18 protein-coding genes and 1 tRNA gene are annotated in these 14526 nt (G+C 68.2%); 15 read left to right on the top strand and 4 right to left on the bottom strand.

What is annotated here, in order from left to right; genetic code table 11:
• The first annotated feature begins 2 nt into the window (after window positions 1-2).
• From DM818_RS06815 to pyrE, 4 genes are all read left to right on the top strand, one after another.
• Window positions 3-386 carry an Lrp/AsnC family transcriptional regulator gene (locus DM818_RS06815; RefSeq protein WP_075937471.1) on the top strand — a complete coding sequence of 128 codons (384 nt, stop codon included), beginning with the start codon at window positions 3-5 and terminating at the stop codon, window positions 384-386.
• Between the two features lie 295 nt (window positions 387-681).
• The gene (locus tag DM818_RS06820) at window positions 682-2370 is read left to right on the top strand and encodes an ammonium transporter (protein ID WP_075937470.1); all 1689 of its coding nucleotides are present in this window, start codon (window positions 682-684) and stop codon (window positions 2368-2370) included.
• Between the two features lie 43 nt (window positions 2371-2413).
• Window positions 2414-3070 (top strand): CPBP family intramembrane glutamic endopeptidase, encoded by a 657-nt coding sequence (locus DM818_RS06825; protein ID WP_153952468.1) that lies wholly within the window; start codon window positions 2414-2416, stop codon window positions 3068-3070.
• A 39-nt stretch (window positions 3071-3109) separates the two neighbouring features.
• A complete protein-coding gene (gene pyrE / locus DM818_RS06830) occupies window positions 3110-3628 on the top strand; it encodes an orotate phosphoribosyltransferase (protein WP_075937469.1) in 519 nt (172 codons plus the stop codon).
• A gap of 274 nt (window positions 3629-3902) precedes the next feature.
• Here pyrE and azf read toward each other — a convergent pair whose 3' ends face one another.
• Window positions 3903-4673, bottom strand: coding sequence for an NAD-dependent glucose-6-phosphate dehydrogenase Azf (gene azf / locus DM818_RS06835; protein ID WP_153952469.1), 771 nt, complete (start codon window positions 4671-4673; stop codon window positions 3903-3905).
• A gap of 93 nt (window positions 4674-4766) precedes the next feature.
• Between azf and DM818_RS06840 the strand changes: the two genes are divergently transcribed.
• The 4 genes from DM818_RS06840 to DM818_RS06855 are packed head-to-tail and all read left to right on the top strand — an operon-like array spanning window position 4767 to window position 7355.
• Window positions 4767-5504, top strand: a complete 738-nt coding sequence (locus DM818_RS06840; protein WP_075937467.1) for an enoyl-CoA hydratase/isomerase family protein — start codon at window positions 4767-4769, stop codon at window positions 5502-5504.
• Window positions 5505-5542: 38 nt separating this feature from the next.
• Entirely contained in the window at window positions 5543-5893 is a 351-nt protein-coding gene (locus DM818_RS06845) for a dihydroneopterin aldolase family protein (protein ID WP_075937466.1), read from the top strand.
• Between the two features lie 24 nt (window positions 5894-5917).
• Window positions 5918-6895 carry a DUF7544 domain-containing protein gene (locus DM818_RS06850; RefSeq protein ID WP_153952470.1) on the top strand — a complete coding sequence of 326 codons (978 nt, stop codon included), beginning with the start codon at window positions 5918-5920 and terminating at the stop codon, window positions 6893-6895.
• 55 nt (window positions 6896-6950) lie between these two features.
• Complete coding sequence (locus tag DM818_RS06855; RefSeq protein ID WP_075937464.1) at window positions 6951-7355, top strand: DUF5790 family protein; 405 nt, start codon at window positions 6951-6953, stop codon at window positions 7353-7355.
• Here the strand turns inward: DM818_RS06855 and DM818_RS06860 are convergent, their stop codons facing one another.
• Together DM818_RS06860 and DM818_RS06865 are read right to left on the bottom strand one after the other, a co-directional pair.
• Window positions 7356-8063 carry a creatininase family protein gene (locus DM818_RS06860; protein WP_153952471.1) on the bottom strand — a complete coding sequence of 236 codons (708 nt, stop codon included), beginning with the start codon at window positions 8061-8063 and terminating at the stop codon, window positions 7356-7358.
• Between the two features lie 41 nt (window positions 8064-8104).
• Window positions 8105-9550, bottom strand: a complete 1446-nt coding sequence (locus DM818_RS06865; RefSeq protein WP_153952472.1) for a single-stranded DNA binding protein — start codon at window positions 9548-9550, stop codon at window positions 8105-8107.
• A 139-nt stretch (window positions 9551-9689) separates the two neighbouring features.
• Here DM818_RS06865 and DM818_RS06870 point away from each other — a divergent pair.
• The 6 genes from DM818_RS06870 (at window position 9690) to DM818_RS06895 (ending at window position 13666) form a co-directional block, all read left to right on the top strand.
• A tRNA-Arg gene (locus DM818_RS06870) sits at window positions 9690-9762 on the top strand.
• Between the two features lie 123 nt (window positions 9763-9885).
• The gene (locus tag DM818_RS06875; protein ID WP_153952473.1) at window positions 9886-10647 is read left to right on the top strand and encodes a DUF7260 family protein; all 762 of its coding nucleotides are present in this window, start codon (window positions 9886-9888) and stop codon (window positions 10645-10647) included.
• Window positions 10648-10687: 40 nt separating this feature from the next.
• A complete protein-coding gene (locus tag DM818_RS06880) occupies window positions 10688-11299 on the top strand; it encodes a DUF309 domain-containing protein (protein WP_153952474.1) in 612 nt (203 codons plus the stop codon).
• The gene (locus DM818_RS06885) at window positions 11296-12015 is read left to right on the top strand and encodes a CAP domain-containing protein (protein WP_159436338.1); all 720 of its coding nucleotides are present in this window, start codon (window positions 11296-11298) and stop codon (window positions 12013-12015) included. The genes DM818_RS06880 and DM818_RS06885 overlap by 4 nt, the downstream gene beginning before the upstream one ends.
• A gap of 46 nt (window positions 12016-12061) precedes the next feature.
• Window positions 12062-12886, top strand: coding sequence for an aldo/keto reductase (locus tag DM818_RS06890; protein ID WP_075937459.1), 825 nt, complete (start codon window positions 12062-12064; stop codon window positions 12884-12886).
• A 51-nt stretch (window positions 12887-12937) separates the two neighbouring features.
• Window positions 12938-13666, top strand: a complete 729-nt coding sequence (locus tag DM818_RS06895) for a DUF429 domain-containing protein (RefSeq protein ID WP_075937458.1) — start codon at window positions 12938-12940, stop codon at window positions 13664-13666.
• Window positions 13667-13708: 42 nt separating this feature from the next.
• Here the strand turns inward: DM818_RS06895 and DM818_RS06900 are convergent, their stop codons facing one another.
• The gene (locus tag DM818_RS06900) at window positions 13709-13903 is read right to left on the bottom strand and encodes a cold-shock protein (RefSeq protein WP_075937457.1); all 195 of its coding nucleotides are present in this window, start codon (window positions 13901-13903) and stop codon (window positions 13709-13711) included.
• Window positions 13904-13997: 94 nt separating this feature from the next.
• Between DM818_RS06900 and DM818_RS06905 the strand changes: the two genes are divergently transcribed.
• A complete protein-coding gene (locus DM818_RS06905) occupies window positions 13998-14525 on the top strand; it encodes a hypothetical protein (RefSeq protein ID WP_075937456.1) in 528 nt (175 codons plus the stop codon).
• The last annotated feature ends 1 nt before the right edge of the window (window position 14526 follow it).

A 14526-nucleotide genomic window follows, 5' to 3' on the forward strand; every position in this document is an offset into this window, starting at 1 on the left:
CCGTGTCGGAGCCGTCTCCCCGGTCCGAGACCGACCCGGTCGGCCGGGCCGCTATCGACGGGGCGAGACGGGCTGAACGCGCGGGCTACGTCGAGGGATACGCCCCGCTCATCGACTTCGATGCGCTCGACGCCCGGACGGTCGTCGTCCGGCTGCAGGTCGCCCCGACCGCGCTCGACGGCGTCGTCGAGACGCTCGCCGACCACGCGGTCACGGTCTTCGAGACCACCGGCCGGCTGAACGTCTTCGCAATCTGTCGGTTCCCGACCGACGACCGCCGCGACGCGTTCCTCGCGACGCTGGCCGGCGACGACTGCGTGCGCGACGTACAGACGAACCCGGCGCTGCGGACGGTCGTCGAGGGGGACGCGACCAGTCTGCTGTAGTCGCGGCAACAATTGACGCGCGCACCCCTCTCGATCGAGGGACGCAGTCGTTTTTCGGTGTACGTTCGTCCAGAACGAGTGGCCAGAACTCCTGATTTCTGGGTACTCAACGACCTTAAACACGTAATGTTCTACCGTATTCTGGACGACCGTTCGCGAGCAGTCGAAAAACCGTGCGGTTGTCTACCACACGCTTATGTAGCTCTCTTCCATCACGGCCGGACGAGATGCACGGGACAATCGTTGCAGAATCGAGTCGAAATTCGGACAATCACGAACCGTTCGGGGGATGGGTATGACTGCGCTGGCCCAGGCGTCGCTCGACCCCGGTGCGGTGGTGAACGCCGTCAACGCCGTCTGGGTGCTCACCGTCACCTTCCTCATCTTCTTCATGCACGCCGGCTTTGCGATGCTCGAAGCGGGGCAGGTCCGCTCGAAGAACGTCGCGAACCAGCTCACGAAGAACATGCTCACGTGGAGTGTCGGTGTCACCGTCTTCTTCATCCTCGGCGTCACGGTCTCGGAGGTCGTCGCCGGTCTCACCGGCGGTCCCTCGTTCACCCTGTTTTCGGTGTTCGACGCCTCCAACGCCGTCGCCGACGGGAGCGGCTGGGTGAACTGGCTCTTCGGTGCGGTGTTCGCGATGACCGCGGCGACAATCGTCTCGGGGGCCGTCGCCGGCCGCATGAAGCTCCGCGCGTACGTCACCTACACCATCACCCTCGCGGCCGTCATCTACCCCGTCGTCCTCGGCTTCACGTGGGGTGAAGGGTTCCTCTACCAGCTCGGCTTCACCGACTTCGCCGGCGGGATGATCGTCCACGGGATGGGCGGACTCGCCGGGCTGACCGCGGCGTACATCGTCGGGCCGCGGCTCGACCGCTACAACACCGACGGCTCCGTGAACGTGATTCCGGGCCACTCGGTCAGCTTCGCCGTGCTCGGCACGCTGATTCTCGCCTTCGGCTGGTACGGCTTCAACGTCGGCACGGCAGCGACCCCGCTCGCCGGTGACGGTGCCGCGCTGGGTGCCTTCGCCGGTGTCGGCCGCGTCGCGCTCACCACCACGCTCGGGATGGCCGCCGGCGCGATGGGTGCCGGACTGGTCGCGCTGTACCGCACCGGTAAGGTCGACACGCTGTACGTCGCCAACGGGATGCTCGCCGGGCTGGTCGGCATCACCTCGAACACGGACATCATCGTCTGGCCGGCCGCGCTCCTCATCGGCGGGCTGGCCGGCGCACAGCTTCCGATCGTCTTCTCGTTCGTCGAGAAGCGGCTCAAAATCGACGACGTGTGTGCGGTCTTCCCGGTTCACGGGAGCGCGGGCGTGCTCGGCACGCTGCTCGTCGCCGTCCCCGGGATGACTGTTTCCTCAGCGACTGTCGACCCCGTCGCACAGGTGACCGGCGTACTCGTCATCGGCGGCTGGACCGTCCTCGCCACGGCGGGCGTCTTCGGCGTGTTCAAGCTGCTGGGTGAGATTCGCGTCTCCCGCGAGCACGAACTCGAAGGGCTCGACATCTCCGAACACGGCGTCGACACCTACCCCGAGTTCGGCAAGCCCGAGACGGTCGCCGACGGCGGCTGGGTCGAGTCGAACGGCGTCGTCCGCCCCGACGGCGGCAATCCGAACGACGGCGGTATCAAGCTCGTCATGGGGTTCATCCGCCCGGACAAGCTGAGCGACGTGAAGCAGGGGCTCGCCGAGGTCGGCGCGCCCTCGATTACCGTCACGAACGTGTCGGGCCGCGGCTCGCAGCCGGCGAAGACGGGCCAGTGGCGCGGCGAGGAGTACACGGTCGACCTCCACCAGAAGGTGAAGGTGGAGTGTGTCGTCGCCGATACTCCCGCCGACGAGGTGGCGGCGGCTATCTCCGATGCGGCCCACACCGGCGAGAAGGGCGACGGCAAGGTGTTCATCCTTCCCGTCGAGGGTGCCCACCAGATTCGCACGGGGAAGACCGGCACCGACGCGGTCTGAGGCCGCCGGTACACTTTTCGAGCGTCCGTCGCTGTCGGCGCGTGTGACTCTCCTCCTCGTGCTCGGCGGACTCTGTCTTTGTTTTCTCGGCTTCGAGGGGATGAGCCGACTGCTTGACGCGGTCGGTGCCGAGAGCGACCGCGCCACACACCTCGGCAAGTGGGTCGTTCTGCTCGCGCTCGTCGCGTGGGTCCTCGGCGTCGAACAGCGCACGCTCGCGAGCATCGGCTGGCGACTCGCCGGCACGCCCGTCGAGTCGGTCTGGTGGGCGCTCGGAACGACGGTCGCGCTGCTCGCCGCGAACGTCGTGTTCGAACCGCTGTGGGCCCGACTCCCCGGCGAGCGCGCGATGGAGACCGGAATCGCCGAGTTCGCCGGCCTTTCGGTGGGTGAGAAGGTGTTCGTCTCGGTGACGGCGGGCGTGACGGAGGAACCCCCGTTCCGCGGCTACCCAATCGAGCGCATCGGCGAACTGACCGGCTTCCCGATTCTCGGCGCGGTCGTCGGTGGCGTCGCCTTCCTCGCGGGCCACGTCGGCGAGGTGTGGAGTCCGGCCGCTGCCGCCCGGATGGCCCAGCCGACTATCATCCTCACCGCCGTCTATCTCGCCACGGGGTCGCTTCCGGTCGTGATGGCCGCCCACGCGCTCAACGACACGGTCGGCCTGCTGTTGGCCGAACGCTACGTCGACGCGGGCTGAAGCCGGCGCGCTTTTCTCCCGGTGCTCGCATACTCGGGTATGACCGACGACCTCATCGCGGCGCTGCGAGCCGCCGACGCCGTCCAGTACGGCGAGTTCGAACTCTCACACGGCGGCACCTCGGAGTACTACGTCGACAAGTACCTCTTCGAGACGGACCCTCACTGTCTGCGGCTCATCGCGGAGGCGTTCGCCGAGCGACTCGACGGGACGCGCCTCGCCGGCGTCGCGCTCGGTGCGGTCCCGCTCGTCGCCGCCACCAGCGTCGAGACCGACACCCCGTACGTCATCGTCCGCAAGAAGGCCAAGGAGTACGGCACCGGGAACCAAATCGAAGGCCGCTTCGAGGACGGTGAGGAGGTCGTCGTCCTCGAAGATATCGCGACGACCGGCCAATCCGCCGTCGATGCAGTCGAGGCCCTGCGGGATGCCGGCGCGGTCGTGAATCGCGTGCTCGTGGTCGTCGATAGGGAGGAAGGCGGCCGCGAGAACCTGGCCGAGCACGACGTTGAGATGGAGGCGCTCGTCACCGCCTCGGAGTTGCTCGAAGATCGATAGGCTGGCTCTGTTTCTGTTTGTTTTGGACGTTTGACCGGAGGAGCTGTTTTTGATTGGTGTTCCGTTGTCTGCTCTGCGTTCGACACCACCGCGACCACGCTCGTTGCTTGGCTTCGGGGAAACAGCCCCGCGACCGCACCCTGGGGAGGCTCGTGGTGCTGTCGCGGTGCTGTCTCCGGGGCTACGCAATCAGGGCGGTGTCGGTGCTGTTGAAGCCGAGCGAAGCACCACCCCTCCCGACAACCCCACGCGCAACTCCGCCAGAACAGCCAGTTCAGTTCTCGGGCTCTTCGACCCGGTCCTCGCCGCTGAAGTGCGCCGAGTTGTCCTTCGGCTCGTAGCCCAACGCCTCCTTGGCGCGCTCCAGCGAGTAGTACTTCCGGTCGTTGTCCGAAATCCCGTACACGATCTCGTACTCGTATTCTGCCTCCAGTGCACGCTGGTGGAGGTGGGCACAGTCGCGGTGAGACAGCCACATCGCCTGCCCGCGCTCGTAGTCGATGGGTGGATGCGCCTTCGTCAGATTGCCGATGCGGATGTTACAGACCGCCACGCCGTGTTCGTCGTGGTAGTAGCGCCCGAGGGTCTCGCCGGCGACCTTCGAGACGCCGTAGAAGTTCCCGGGACGGGGAAGCTCAGTCCCGTCGAGTTTGAAGTCGTCGTCCGTCCGGTAGAGGTCGGGCTTGCGCTCGGTCTCGAAGTGGCCGACGGCGTGGTTCGAGGAGGCGTAAACGAGCCTCTCGACGCCGGCGTCGATGGCCGCGTCGTAGAGGACTTTCGTCCCGTGGATGTTGTTCTGGAGCACCGACTCCCACGGGGCGTCGCGGCGGGGGTCGCCCGCGAGGTGGACGACGGAGTCGACGCCGGCACAGGCCTCGGCCATCAGCTCGGCGTCGGTCACGTCGCCGACGAAGTACTCCGCGTCCGGCTCCTCGGCCGGCTGGCTGTGGTACAACAGCGTCCAGTCGTACTCGTCGCCGATACCGTCGAGGATTGCCCCGCCGACGCGCCCACCCGCGCCGGTCAACAGGACGGGGTCGTTCATACCCGAAGGTGGAGTGACCGAGACAAGAAACGTCCGGTTCGACCGCTCGCCCGGGGAGGATACCCTTATCGGCGCGCCGTCGAATCCACGGGTATGTCCACCACCGACGGCCCGAACGGACTCGCGACGCTCACGGTCGAGGACGGCGTCGCGGAGCTTCGACTCGACAACCCCGACCGGAAGAACGTCTTCTCGCCCGGGCTCGGCGAGGATATCATGACACACCTGCTCGCCGTCGAGGACGACGAGTCGGTCGCCGCGCTCGTCCTGACGGCCGCCGGCGACGTGTTCTGTGCCGGACTCGATTTGGATGTCGTGACGGGTGAAGACGAGGACGCCGTCCACGCGCTGCTCGACCGACTCGACGCCGTCCGGCGCTGGCTGGCGTCGGCTCCCGTTCCCGTCATCGTCGGGGCGACCGGAGCCGCGCCTGGGGCCGGTGCGGTGCTCATCGCCCACACCGACATCCGCGTGCTCGGCGAGGGGACGCGGCTCTGGTGGCCCGAGGTCCGACTCGGCCTGCGCGCGTACCACGAGACGGTGAATCTCGCTGCCGCCGTCGGGCTTCCGAAGGCGACCGAACTGATGTTGCTCGGCGAGGACGCGGCGCTGTCGGCCGACGAGGCCCGACGGCTCGGCTTCGCGAACCGCGTCGTCGACCCCGACGAGGTGGACGCGACGGTGCGGGAGATGGCGGCGACGGTCGCAACGCGGGACGCCGCTCACGGCCAGATTCGCGAGTACACGGAGGTACTGCGCCACGCCCGCCGGGAACAGCTGTCGGGCAGCGAGCAGTTCGCCCGCGAGCGCGCGAGTGAGTTTTCGCCCTGAGCCGGGACGACCAAGACGCCCGCGCCCGTGTGTCGGGTATGGACGCCACCGACGCCGAGACCGCCTGCTTCGAAGCCGGCATCAAGTTCGGCACGCTGTACCACCAGTTCGCGGGCACGCCCGTCGCACCCGACTCCACCGAGTCGCTCGAACGCGCGATGGAGGAGGCAATCGAGAACCAACCGTTCTGTGAGTCGGTCACCGTCACCATCTACGAGTCACGCGTACGCGAGGCCATCGACCACGTCGAAGACTACACCGAACTCACCGGCTCCCTGATGGACGTACAGATGCAGATACGGTACGAGGGAATCGACGTGGCGACGGCGATGGAGATGGAGGACGGCTACCCCCGGATGCGGGTGGTCGACGTGTCAAACAACGACTAAGCCGTTTCACGTTGAGTGGCCGATATGTCACTCAGTATTTTCGACCGGCTGGACGACGCGGTCGCGGCGGCGCGGTCGCTGCTGCTCCCGTTCGATTCCGGCCGCTGGCTCCGGCTGACGGTGCTTGCCCTGCTCGTCGGCGGCGGCAGCTCCGTCGGCGGGGGTGCAAGCGCGACCGCCGGAAACGTCCCCGGCTACACCAACGTCCCCGACCAACTCCCCGACGTCGACGTGCTCGTGCTCGTCGCCGCGGTCGTCGGAATACTCCTCCTGATTGGGCTTGTCGTCGGCTATCTGGCCTGCTGTTTCGAGTTCGCGCTCGTGGACGGACTGGCGACCCGAGAGGTGGCGATACGGGCGAACGTGCGCCGGTACGCCGGCCAGGCCGCCCGGCTGTTCGGGTTCCGACTCGTCCTCTTCGTGCTCGCCGCCGCGACCGTTCTGCTCCCGGTCGCCGCCATGTTCGACTTCTCGCTCGACGTTCGGCCGGGTGCGGTCACCGTCCTCGGCGTGCTCGGCATCGTCGCGACGCTGCTCGTCGTGGCTATCGTCGCCGGGACGGTTCATACCCTGACGACGATGTTCGTCGTCCCGACGATGTACGCGACCGACCGGGGTGTGCTCGCCTGCTGGCGACACCTCTGGAGCGACCTCACCGACCATCCGTTCGAGACGGTCGGCTTCGTTCTGCTGGCGACGTTTCTGTCGGGGGCGGCGCTGGCGATGGTCGGGACCGTCGCCGGCATCGTCGGACTCGTGGTCGTCGTCCCGGTCGCGATCGTGAGCATCGCCGCGCTCGGTCTCCTCGGCCCGCTCGGACTGGTGGTCGTCGTGCCGGTCGTCCTGCTGGGTCTCCTCTCGCTCGCCGTCGTCTCGGCGGCTCTCCGGGTGCCGGTCGTCGTCGGGATGCGCTACTACGCGCTGTTGGTGCTTTCGGACCTCGCCGGCGTCGACCTGCTGGAAGCGACCCGCGAGGCGACCAACATCGCCGCGCCGCGGTGAGTTCCACTTTCACTTTCGGGCGCGTTTATATGGTAACGCGTGACAACTGTGGCGTATGAGCCAGACGAGCTTCGACGACGACGAGCTGTTCGGTGAGGCGGCCACGGAGATGCGCGCCGAGGTGGAGGACGCCCTCGCCGAGGCGTGGCGCGCGCTCCCCGACCCCGACGACGTGTGGGACGTGGACGCCGACAACACGCTCGGGGTGCTGAACGCGCTGAAAGGCGCCCTCGACACCGGCGACGCGACTGAGCATCTGCGCGAGGCGAAAAAGCAGTTCGTCATCGGCCAGCGCGCCGACGCCTTCGAGGACGGCGACGACCTCGAAGCCGAAATCGAGGAGCTGGAAGCCCTCCTCGGCGACATCGAGACCGCCCACGAGGAAGCGTCGGACCTCGCCTCGACCCTGCCGGGGCTTCGCGGCGCACTCGACGACGCCGTCGACGACGACAGCGAGTAATCAGCGCGCGACGACGGCGGCCATCACGTTCGCCAGCGCCGCCGCCGACTCGTCCAGTAGCTCTTCGCCCAGCGCCGCGCTCGCGTCGTTCGGGTCCCCGATGTTGCCCGACTCGGTGAACGCCTCGAAGTCGTAGGCGATGTTCGTCCCGTCGACGAAGACGCCGAAGTTCTCACCCATCCCCTCGGCCGCCTCGTCGAACCGCTCCTCGCGCACGAGTTCGGGGTACAGATGCAGCATGAGAGAGGTTTCGACGCCGCCGCCGTGACCGAGCGGCACGTCCGGCGCGACCACGTCGAACCACGTGAACGGGACCGCGTAGCCGTCTCCGTCGCGGGTGACGCGACCGCAGAGTTCACGCAGCGCGTCGGTGTTGCCGCCGTGGCCGTTGACGACGACCACGCGGTCGAAGCTGTCGGCCAGCGACCGGACGCTGTCGCCGACGTAGGCCCGAAAGCTGTCTTCCGTCACCCACATCGTTCCGTCGAAGGCGCGGTGTTCCTCCGCGACGCCGACCGGTATCGTCGGCCCGACGACCGCCTCGCCGTCGTAGGCGTCCGCGCCCGCCTCCGCGATGGCTTCAGCCGAGAGGTGGTCAACGCCCAGCGGTGCGTGGGGACCGTGCTGTTCGGTGCTCCCGACCGGAAGGAGGGCCACGTCGGCGTCGCTGTCCCGCGCGTCCGTCCACGACTGCTCGCTCAGCTTCATACCGTATTCCCGACCACTGCGAGCAAGAAGCCGACGATTCCTCAGAAGAGTTCGTCGGCGTGAATCGTCCCGTCCTCGTCGCTCCCGCGGACGGTCACCTCCTGTCCCAGCCGGACCTCCTCGCTCGTCACGACCGTCCGGGCCTCCTCGCCGTTGTCGAGCATCACGGGGTCGCCCGTCTGGACGACCGTGCCGGTGAACTCGACGGTGTCGCCGGCCGCCGCGGCCGAGCCGTCGTCTCCGGTCGCGTCCTCCGTGGTCGATTCGTCGCCCGCCGACGGCTCGGAGTCGGACGCTTCGTCGGAATCGCCGGCGAACGCGCCGAGACCGGTCTCGCTCGCTTCCTGTTCCTCTTTCTCGACGGCTCCCGACGCGGCGGTCGCCCCGTCTTCGAGCAGCGAGACGGTCGACTGCCAGCCGGCGGAGGCTTCGAGGTCGTCCTGCCAGCCGTCCTGAATCTCCACGTCGGTACAGGAGACCTCGTCGCCGGGCGCGATATCGAGGTCGGCCTTCTCGCCCCAGAGTGCGACCCGGATGTCGCCCGTCCCGTCCTGCACGCGGATGTTCCGGACCTGTCCCTCGCTGCCGTCGTCGCGGTCGAAGGTGCGTTTCGGGTCCGCGGAGCGAACGACGCCGGCGATATCGACGGTCTCGTCCATCTCCACGTCGGCGATGTCGGTCGTCTCGGGGACGTACTGCACGTCGTCGTCGGTCTCCTCGACCGCGCCGCGGTCCCCGACGTGGAGTTCGAGCGAGCCGTCCCGCTCCCGGACGTAGCCGTCGATGACCTCGACGGTCGTGCCGGGTTCGAGCTCCTCGGCGCGGGCGGCTTGGTCGTCCCAGAGGGTGACGCGGACGCGGCCCGTCTCGTCGCCGAGGGTGAGATTCGACACGCGGCCCTCGCTGCCGTCGTCGCGGTCGAAGGTGCGGACGGTGTCGGTCGAGAGGACGCGCCCGAGCAGGTTCACGTCCGACTGGCCGATGGTGAGCGCCTCGATGGCCGAATCGTCGCCCACGTCCACGTCGATAGTGGCCTCGGCGTCCCCCTCGACGCGGTTGGCGCTGACCTCGAGGCCGTTGTACCCTTCCTTCGGGCGGCCGCTGATGCGGAGCACCTGGCCGGCTTCGAGTTTCTCCTCCGCGGCGGTGGCGTCCTCGTCCCACAGCGCGACGCGGACGCGGCCCGTCTCGTCTGCCACCTCGATGTTACACACCTGTCCGTCCTCGCCCTCGTCGCGCTCGAAGGTGCGGATGTCGCCGACGGACAACACCTTTGCTAAGAACTTCACCTCCTCCATGCCGGGTTCGATGTCGGCGATGCCCTCGACTTCCCCCTCGGTGAGTTCGTGTGCGAGCAGCATGGCCGCGGTCTCCTCGTCGGCGAGCCCGCCCATCTGCTCGACCTTCGCCTCCACCGCCTCCTCGAACTCTTCGAGGGAAACGTCCTCGGCATCGAGGTCCTCGTAGACCTCCTCGATGTCGCTCATAGTTACAGATTCCATGTGAGGGTCGCGATTAAGGATTGTCGTTGGTTGACGGTCACGCGGGGTGTGGCGCGGCCTCCCGTATCAACCTCCGGTCGGGGAATCGCAAGCCCTTTAGCCGAAACCGCGAATTGATAGGTAAGTCCGGTTAGGGTAGTGGACTATCCTCTTGGCTTGCGGAGCCAGGGACCAGCGTTCAAATCGCTGACCGGACGTACTGTTACACGCCGAGCCGCTGGACTCCGTTTCGGTGTGCGTCTATTTGTCACAGTAGCGACCGCTATCCGAACAGTGGCCACATATCACGACTCTTGTGAGGCGACTGTCGAGACGCACGTATGGCACAGACCGCCATCGAGTCGCTGGACGACGCCCGCGAGACCCTCCGGGAGGAGCGCCGTCGGGTCGCCGACGAGCGCGAGGCGTTCGACCGCTTCGCCCACCTGCTGGCCGGCGTCGAAGCCGAGACGCCGACCGCAGACACCGGGTCGCGCGCGCTCCTCGTCGACGGGGGTGCGTCGGCCGGCGCGCGTGCCGTCCGCGACCACTACCGGTCGACCGTGATGTCGGTCCCCCACTACGACAGCGACTACGGCGACAGCTACCGGGAGAGTCTCGCCATCGAGTTCGGTCCCGACGTGGCTGCCGCCCTCGATTCCGGCTTCGACGCCCGGACGAAACAGGCCGTCCACGCCGCGGCCCGCGACGCTCACGCCGACCGCGACCGGTTCGTCGACGCCCTCGACGGGGAGGCCGTTGCACTCGCGAATCACCGAGAGCGCTGTCTCGCCATCGCCGAGGAGTGTCTCGATATCGCCGACGAGGCGCGCGACTGTGCGGACTACGGCACGCTCGACGCGCTCCGTACCCGGTGTCTCACCCTCGAAGCCGACTGTGACGACCTCGCCGGCGAGCGCCAGCGGGCGGTTCGTGCCTGCCGCGTCGACCTCGGTCTCCCTGACGCCTACCCGAACCTCCAGGAGTATCTGTACGCCCCGCTCGGTGTCGATTACCCCGTCCTCGCCGCGACGACCGACATCGCCGCCCGACTGCGCGACTGCCGGCAGACCGTCGAGCGTCGGCTCGCGCTCGCGAGCTAGCGACGACCGACGTTTTCAGCCTCCGGCCCGACGGGTCGATATGGACGTTCCGCTCGCCGACCGACTCCGCGCCGGGGTCGCCGTGTTCAACGCCGGCCACTACCACGCCGCCCACGACGCGTGGGAACCGCCCTACCGCGAGGCGACCGGCGACCGGCGCGCGTATCTGCAGGGGCTCATCCAGTTTGCCGCCGCCGCCCACCACGTCACGACCGGCAACCGCGAGGGGGCACAGGGACTCGCCGACAGCGCGCTCGAATACCTCGACGGCCACGAGGGTGAAATCGACCTCGCGCCCGTCCGCGCCTGGCTCACCGCCTGTCGCGACGACTACGACCGCGTCGACGGCACGCGCCCGCCGGACCTCTCGTATGCGGGCGAGCGACTCGACGTGCGCGACCTCCAGTATCCCGCCGTGGCGGTGGCTGCGCCCCTCGTCGCCGGGGCGACCGGCTACGACGCCGACCTGCTCGACGCGGGAGCCGAGTTCGCCCTCGCCGACCTCCCCGACGAGCCGAGCAGCCCCTTCGTCACGCTCGTGCTCGATTTCCTCCACGGGGAACGGCGGGGCGTCATCGTCCACCGACTCGACCAGCACGTCACCCGCAGACAGGCCCGCGAGGACGACGTTGCGGGCCTGTTCGACCCGTGAGCGAGTGCGTCGTCTGCGGCGATTCCGTCTCGGTGAGCGACGCCTGCGTCCACTGTGGCGCGCCGGTGTGTGCAACCCACCGCGACCCCGCCGCCCACGACTGTCCCGGCGTCGAGAGCGACAGCGACCGGTGGTACACGGACCCCGACGCCGGCCGCGTCGGAGCCGGGTCCGGCGAGTCGACCGGGGCGGGAGCGAGGGGAGCCGACCTCTCGAACCCGCGACGGGTGGCGGTCAGCGTCCTCGCCGTCGTCGCCGTCGCGCTCGTCGGAACCGCACTCCTGGCTGCGACGACCGGCCCGCTCGCGTTCGATGAATCACAAGCCGAATCGCGCATCGTCGCCGAGACGAACGAGGTGCGAAGCGAGCGCGGGCTGGGGCCGCTGGCCGGAAACGCCTCGCTTGCACGGGTCGCACGGGCACACAGCGCGGATATGGCCCGACAGGAGTACGTGGGCCACGTCGCGCCGAACGGCTCGACGCCGGCCGACCGGCTCGACCGCTTCGGCGTCGACTGCTACGCGGCAGAGAACATCTACTACACCGAGCAGGGGGGACTGCTCGTCACCGAGGGGACCTACGCAGAGCGCACGGTCCAGGAGTGGCTCGACTCGCCGCCACACCGCGAGACGCTGCTCGATTCCGGCGCCACCCGACAGGGTATCGGGCTGGTGCGGGCGAACGGCCACATCTACGTGACGCAGCTGGTGTGTTAGCTTCGCCGGGCGAGTCACCTTTGCCGCTCGCGGGTGAGTTTCACGCGTGGACACCTTCGATATTGGCGGCGACCTGACGGTGAACAGACTCGGCTTCGGTGCGATGCGGCTCTGCGGTGCGGACATCATCGGCCGGCCGGACGACGAGGCGAACGCCCGCGCGGTCGTCGAGCGCGCACTCGAACTCGGCGTCGACTTCATCGACACCGCAGACTCCTACGGGCCGGGGACGAGCGAGCGCATCCTCCGGGAGGCGGGCGCGCCCGAGGATGCCGTCGTCGCGACGAAAGCCGGACTCCTGCGCGAGTCGGGCGGCGACTGGATACCCCACGGCGACCCCGACTACATCCGGAATCAGGTGCTCGTCTCCCGCGACCGACTCGGCGTCGACACCATCGACCTGTATCAGTTCCACCGGCCCGACCCGGACACCGACTTCGAGGCGTCCGTCGAGACGTTCGCGGAGCTGAAAGACGACGGCTTCATCGACCACGTCGGCCTCTCGAACGTGACCGTCGAGCAGCTGGAGACGGCCCGCGACATCGTCGACATCGCGACGGTGCAAAACCAGTACAACGTCGCGCACCAGCCCGACGAGGACGAGCGCGTCCTCGACGCCTGCGAGGAGTACGACGTTGGCTTCATCCCGTGGTTCCCGCTCGCGGCGGGCGACCTCGACGAGGTGGAGGGTATCGACGAGATCGCCGACGCACACGACGCCTCCCGGTATCAGGTGGCGCTGGCGTGGACGCTCCACCGGTCTGACGTGATGCTCCCGATCCCGGGCACGTCGAGCGTCGACCACCTCGAAGCCAACGTCGCGGCCGGCGACATCGACCTCTCGGCCGACGAGATGGCGCGGCTCGGGTAGTCAGACGCACGTCCGACTCGATTTTTTGTCCGCCGGGGCGCGAGTAGGGGTATGACACGGTTCGTCGGGGCACACTGGACGCGCGAGGGCTGGGTGGCGGTCGCCTTCGCCGACGGCTACGAGTCCACGACGGTGTACGCCGAGATTGGACAACTGTGGGGTGACCTCGAAGAGACGGCAGAGCGCATCCTCGTCGACGTGCCGATCGGACTCATCGAGGAGGGGGACCCGACCCGGGAGCCGGATGAACTCACCAGACGCGTCGTCGGTCCACAGGCCGACGAGGTCCGGACCCCGCCCGTTCGGGAGGCGACGCGCAAGCGACGGTATCCGGCCGCGACGAGGGTAATGGAGCGGAAAACCGGCCAGTCGCTCTCGGAGGCGGCCTTCGCCGCCAGTGAACCGATTGCCGCGGTCGATGAACTACTGCAGGAGGTCCCCGAGACGCGTGCGGTGTTCGGCGAGTCACATCCCGAACTCTGCTTTCGCGCGTTCGCCGGCGAGCCGCTGGAGTACGACCGTCGCCACGCCGGCGGCTACGCCGAGCGGATGCGCGCGCTCGCGGAGTTCGACCACGACGCGCCGCCGACGGTGCAGTCGGCCGCGGAGGCCGTCGCCGGCCACCCTGTTCGTATCGAGGCGGTGTTGGATGCGCTCGCGCTCGGGTACACCGCCCGCCCCGGGGACGACCCGCTCCGGACGCTTCCGGCGGAGCCAGCGACGGACGCGACGGGGTTGGAACTGTGTCACTACTATCGCGGGACCGACCCGTTGGCGTGAGCCGCGGCTGGTCGGCGTGAAAAAACGAAGAAAGTCGTCAGTTTACAGTCGGGTGACGTTCGTCGCGCGCGGGCCCTTCTCGGCCTGCTCGATGTCGAACTCCACTTCCTGTCCCTCTTCGAGGTCCGGACCGCCGACGTCCTCCATGTGGAAGAACACGTCCTCGTCTGCGTCCTCGGTGTCGATAAAGCCGTAGCCGCCGGTGTCGTTGAAGAAATCAACCTTACCTTGTGCCATACACCAGTCTCTGTCTTCCCACAGATAAGGCTGCGGATTCACGCCCCAAACCGTGTGAGGTATTCTCTTGACCCTCCCTCTCGGAGTATGGCGCATGCTCCGTCGGCTCCGCGCTACCGCCCCCGCCGGTCTCGTCCCGCTCGCGTGGCTGTTCACCCTTGCTGCCGCCCGCGGGTGGATTTCGACCCGAACCGTCGCCATCGGGCTCGGCGTGATGGCGACGCTGCTCGCGGTGTTTGCCGTCCTGTCGGCTCGCGAGATGGCCCACTCTCGCGTGCTCCGGGCGTGGCTCGCCGTCGTCGTCGGTGGCTTCTTCCTGACCGCAGCGGGGCTGTACGCCGTCACGACGGCACAGCCACAGGTCGCGCGGTTCGCCGTCGCCGGCTGGATGCTCCTGCCCGCGATGGGACTGGTCTTCACCGGTCGGTTCGACGTGCCCTACGCGCGTGCGCATACGCTCGGTGGGTTCCTCGCCGGCGCTGGGACGGTCGCCTTTCTCGCCGCCGCCGACATCGCCGTGCTTGCTGGATTCGCGTGGGAAGCAGTCACCAGTGGTGGAATTGTCCTCGTCGCCGTCGGACAGACCGCCGGAATTCTCGCCGCGACGCTCGGCGAGTCGTGAG

The sequence above is a fragment of the Halosegnis longus genome, assembly GCF_009663395.1.
Taxonomy (GTDB): domain Archaea; phylum Halobacteriota; class Halobacteria; order Halobacteriales; family Haloarculaceae; genus Halosegnis; species Halosegnis longus.

What these genes read in the sequence shown, in the direction of transcription:
- DM818_RS06820 (WP_075937470.1), top strand. Translation starts at nt 682, where the DNA reads ATGACTGCGCTGGCCCAGGCGTCGCTCGACCCCGGTGCGGTGGTGAAC.
- pyrE (WP_075937469.1), top strand. Translation starts at nt 3,110, where the DNA reads ATGACCGACGACCTCATCGCGGCGCTGCGAGCCGCCGACGCCGTCCAG.
- azf (WP_153952469.1), bottom strand. Translation starts at nt 4,673, where the DNA reads ATGAACGACCCCGTCCTGTTGACCGGCGCGGGTGGGCGCGTCGGCGGG.
- DM818_RS06840 (WP_075937467.1), top strand. Translation starts at nt 4,767, where the DNA reads ATGTCCACCACCGACGGCCCGAACGGACTCGCGACGCTCACGGTCGAG.
- DM818_RS06845 (WP_075937466.1), top strand. Translation starts at nt 5,543, where the DNA reads ATGGACGCCACCGACGCCGAGACCGCCTGCTTCGAAGCCGGCATCAAG.
- DM818_RS06850 (WP_153952470.1), top strand. Translation starts at nt 5,918, where the DNA reads ATGTCACTCAGTATTTTCGACCGGCTGGACGACGCGGTCGCGGCGGCG.
- DM818_RS06855 (WP_075937464.1), top strand. Translation starts at nt 6,951, where the DNA reads ATGAGCCAGACGAGCTTCGACGACGACGAGCTGTTCGGTGAGGCGGCC.
- DM818_RS06860 (WP_153952471.1), bottom strand. Translation starts at nt 8,063, where the DNA reads ATGAAGCTGAGCGAGCAGTCGTGGACGGACGCGCGGGACAGCGACGCC.
- DM818_RS06865 (WP_153952472.1), bottom strand. Translation starts at nt 9,550, where the DNA reads ATGAGCGACATCGAGGAGGTCTACGAGGACCTCGATGCCGAGGACGTT.
- DM818_RS06875 (WP_153952473.1), top strand. Translation starts at nt 9,886, where the DNA reads ATGGCACAGACCGCCATCGAGTCGCTGGACGACGCCCGCGAGACCCTC.
- DM818_RS06880 (WP_153952474.1), top strand. Translation starts at nt 10,688, where the DNA reads ATGGACGTTCCGCTCGCCGACCGACTCCGCGCCGGGGTCGCCGTGTTC.
- DM818_RS06895 (WP_075937458.1), top strand. Translation starts at nt 12,938, where the DNA reads ATGACACGGTTCGTCGGGGCACACTGGACGCGCGAGGGCTGGGTGGCG.
- DM818_RS06900 (WP_075937457.1), bottom strand. Translation starts at nt 13,903, where the DNA reads ATGGCACAAGGTAAGGTTGATTTCTTCAACGACACCGGCGGCTACGGC.
- DM818_RS06905 (WP_075937456.1), top strand. Translation starts at nt 13,998, where the DNA reads ATGCTCCGTCGGCTCCGCGCTACCGCCCCCGCCGGTCTCGTCCCGCTC.